This window comes from Enterococcus sp. 7E2_DIV0204, from assembly GCF_002140855.1.
Classification (GTDB): Bacteria; Bacillota; Bacilli; order Lactobacillales; family Enterococcaceae; genus Enterococcus_L; species Enterococcus_L lemimoniae.
Genome location: NZ_NGKY01000001.1, coordinates 68916 through 72621, shown reverse-complemented (window position 1 = coordinate 72621; position 3706 = coordinate 68916). Strand labels below are relative to the sequence as shown.

The window sequence follows — 3706 nt, the reverse complement described above, 5'->3', positions numbered from 1 at the left end:
GACTAAATTTGACTGGGATAAAGTTAAGTTTGCATTAGATTTATGGATTACAGAGAATATAGTTAAGGGTGTTTGGTCTACCTTGTATAATGAATATGGGGAAGCGGACTTGTATTTAGAAAATGAATACTGCTATCGCAGCGAATACCATGACCAGTCGAATCCATTTATGTGCCAGAGAATACAGCACCACAATAGGACGTTTCTTACAAGAAGATAGTCGGTATGGAAAAGTGGAACAACCCCAGAGTCAGAATCGCTATATTTACGTAGAAAACAACCCGCATAAATACCGCGACCGCAGCGGAAATGCAGGTTGATGGTCTAAAGCTTGGAATAATGTAAAAAAAACGGTCAGAAATGTTTGGAATGGCGTAAAGAGAGTCGTCAACACTGTCTGGAATGCGATTGTTCCCCCAGCTTATCGTTCGCAAAGTTCTTGGAGTGGGGTTGCCTCAGGGATTAACTATATAGGAAGTTATGTGGCAAGATCGTATACTCCACGGCGCAATTACGTAGGTGTTAATTATATCCGAGGAAGAAATGGACAACCTGTAGGCTATCAGACATACAATCAAGCGTTATACTATCAAAGTGCGGCTTATCGCTATCAAGTACAGGTTCAACGTGCGCAAGCAACGCGTGCCATGGCAAATGTTCGCATCAAGAAAGTCTGCGATACAGCGGATAAGAAATGGACAGGAACTAAAAAGTCATCAATGGGTGCAGGGGCTCTGTTAGGACTTCCAACTTTAATAGGTGGAGGTAGCACACTAACCGCAACAGAAGCAGCAAGTGCTCTGTTTACAGGAGCTTTTGGCGGGTTGTTGATTGGAACAGGCTATTTGATTGGGAAAGGAATCAACCAGCGAGCAAAAGACTTACGAACAGATGACGGAATAGATGCTAGAAATTATGGGGTGAATAGACTACCAAAAGGTTGGTCATCAAATGATTATAATGTAAGTGGTCAACGAGGTTCATTAGTTGTTGATAATTTAGGTCGTAGACGGATTAGTATTGATCGAACCAATGGAAAAACAACTTATTATAGTGCGAATGGGGAAACTTTAGATAGTAATTCAGATAATGTACCAGACAAAGTACGAGATGTGTTAGATCACATCAAAAAAAATAAAGGAACGCCTCCAGATGGCTATAAAGGCGGTAGGGAATATAAGAACAACCCTCAACCTGGAAAACAAAAATTACCAGATGGAAAATATAAAGAGTATGATGTTGATCCTAAAGTAAAAGGGCAAGATAGAAATGCAGAAAGACTTGTAGTTGATGAAGAGGGGAATGCTTGGTATACAGATGATCATTATGACACATTTAAGAAAGTAAAATAAAAAGTATAAATCTGAAGGGACAGACAATGAAATGGAAAAATGGTCAGAATTAATATCTGCTTTGAAATCAAAAGGAGTTGATTTTGAAATAGGAATGGATAATAAAGAGATTGAAAAAATTGAAAAGGTATATAAGATTAGATTTCCTCTTGACTTAAAGAAATTTTATGGCTATGGATTACCAGTTTCATACAGTTTTGTTAATTGGAGAGATTTATCGAAAGAAAATATAGAGAAAAATAAACTCAGAATACAAGCGCCTATAAAAGGAATAAAAGAAAGTTTAAATGATGTTGATTGGGATGAAGTATACTGGGGGAAGGAACCAAAGGATGAAAAGGAAAGAAATAAAAAAATTTTGGACCATCTTAATCAGGCTCCGCGGTTAATCCCTATCTATTCTCATAGGTATATTTCAGAGTTAGAACTAACACCTAATCCAGTTATTTCTATAGTTGGATCTGATATTATTTACTATGGAGAAACATTATTTTCTTATCTACAGTATGAGTTCAAGTTGAAAGAAAAAAATATAGAGTACTATAAGAAAAAAAAGAATTTTATTCCTTTTTGGAGTGAAATTATGTAAAAAAGTTCTTTTTTAAGAATTAAATTATTTAGCTGGGAAAATAATTAGCTAACATAAGTGTACACGGCTTATGTTAGCTATATACATATAGTAATCAAAAGAAATACCGTGACCGCAGCGGAAATGCTAGTTGGTGGTCTAAAGCATGGAATAATGTGAAGAAAACGGTCAGAAATGTTTGGAATGGCGTAAAGAGAGTTGTCAACACTGTCTGGAATGCGATTGTTCCCCCAGCGTATCGTTCGCCAAGTTCTTGGAGTGGGGTTGCCTCAGGGATTAACTATATAGGGAACTATGTGGCAAGATCGTATACTCCACGGCGCAATTACGTAGGTGTCAATTATATCCGGGGAAGAAATGGTCAACCTGTAGGGTATCAGACGTACAATCAAGCGTTATACTATCAAAGTGCGGCGTATCGCTATCAAGTACAAGTTCAACGTGCGAAAGCAACGCGTGCCATGGCAACTGTTCGAATTAAGAAAGCTTGTGATACGGCAGATAAGAAATGGACGGTTAAGAATAAAGGGCTTGTAATAGGAACGGCATTCGTAATCCCAATACCAAGAGTACCAGTAGTCCCACCTATAACGACGATTCCTAAACCAGGTTTAGATATAGATAGTGGAAACTTCTCGTTTCCGTCATTACCGAAAATCCCAAGTGCACAAGACCTTGCGAATGGGATAGTAGGCTGTTTTATTGGGGATTATATTCAGAAAATAGCGAAAGATACTAATAAAAATACCTCAATAAAACCAGAAGCAAAATACAAAGGTAGTAAAAAGCATGGGGTGAACTGGAAAGAAGGACCTGCTACAGCTAAAAGCGAAGGAACACCTCAGGGACAGTGGAGTAATAAAGATTTGGATTATGCTTCTGAAATAGCAAAAAAATTAGGAGCAAGAGAGAGTGGGTACTTCGATTTACCGCCGGGTTCATCTTCAGTTGTTCATAAACCGGATGGGAGTACAGTTCCAGCTAAAAGGATATGGATAAGAAATAATGGAACAGGCACATTTCATGGATATCCATCAGAATAAGAAAGGAAAATTTTGTAATGTTTAGAATACAAGCAAGTAACCCAAAAATAAATAGTAATGGAGCAATGGAAATAGAAGATATTTCAGATTTGTCTGATTTAATAGAAAGTGCTTATATTTTGCATACTGAAGATATGATAATGTTTTGGAATTATATTCCAATAGTTGTTTCGTATAAATATAATTTAAGTGAACTGATAGATGATGTTTTAGAAATGCTATTTCAGCTTCGAACGAAAGAAGAAGGAACTCTGACTATTGAATGGCCTTCAAGTTCATTTCATGGTGTTTGGAATATGTCTTGGCAGAGTAATGATTGCTTAACAATTGATTCAGAGTGGACATCAGTTGTGGGAGGAACGAAAAAACTGTTAAATGATGATTCTAGAATAGAATTATCAAAAAAGGGTTTTGTCGCAGAATGGAAAAAAGTGTTGGAAAATATTATTAATGGTTTACGGGAGATAAATAAAAATAATCTTTTGAATTCTGCTATTCAAAAGATTGAAATAGAATATAAAAAAATTGAAAAGTATGGTGAATTATACCAAACTTAATCTAGTAATAAGTGCTATTTCTTATTGATTGTGAATTGAAAATAGAATTTAAAAATCCAGAGTAGCTTTATATTTTAGTTGCTCTGGATATATACATAGAGGTAGCCCCCCTGTAACAACGATACCTAAACCAGATCTAGATACTGGAAACTTCTCATTCCCATC

The 3706-nt window shown here is 36.4% G+C and carries 6 protein-coding genes; all 6 read left to right on the top strand.

Annotation, left to right across the window (positions count from 1 at the left end):
• Positions 1-220 (top strand): hypothetical protein (locus A5819_RS19465; protein ID WP_217809033.1); only part of this gene is annotated, 220 nt, incomplete at its 5' end.
• Positions 150-320: an RHS repeat-associated core domain-containing protein gene (locus A5819_RS20050; RefSeq protein ID WP_176271327.1), complete on the top strand. Its 171-nt coding sequence runs from the start codon at positions 150-152 to the stop codon at positions 318-320. The genes A5819_RS19465 and A5819_RS20050, both read left to right, overlap by 71 nt.
• Before the next feature lie 162 nt (positions 321-482).
• Positions 483-1352, top strand: a complete 870-nt coding sequence (locus A5819_RS00410; protein WP_086281238.1) for a ribonuclease domain-containing protein — start codon at positions 483-485, stop codon at positions 1350-1352.
• 31 nt (positions 1353-1383) lie between these two features.
• Positions 1384-1941 carry a hypothetical protein gene (locus A5819_RS00405; protein ID WP_086281243.1) on the top strand — a complete coding sequence of 186 codons (558 nt, stop codon included), beginning with the start codon at positions 1384-1386 and terminating at the stop codon, positions 1939-1941.
• A gap of 155 nt (positions 1942-2096) precedes the next feature.
• Entirely contained in the window at positions 2097-2984 is an 888-nt protein-coding gene (locus A5819_RS00400; RefSeq protein ID WP_086281247.1) for a hypothetical protein, read from the top strand.
• Positions 2985-3001: 17 nt separating this feature from the next.
• Positions 3002-3541, top strand: coding sequence for a hypothetical protein (locus tag A5819_RS00395; protein ID WP_086281251.1), 540 nt, complete (start codon positions 3002-3004; stop codon positions 3539-3541).
• The last annotated feature ends 165 nt before the right edge of the window (positions 3542-3706 follow it).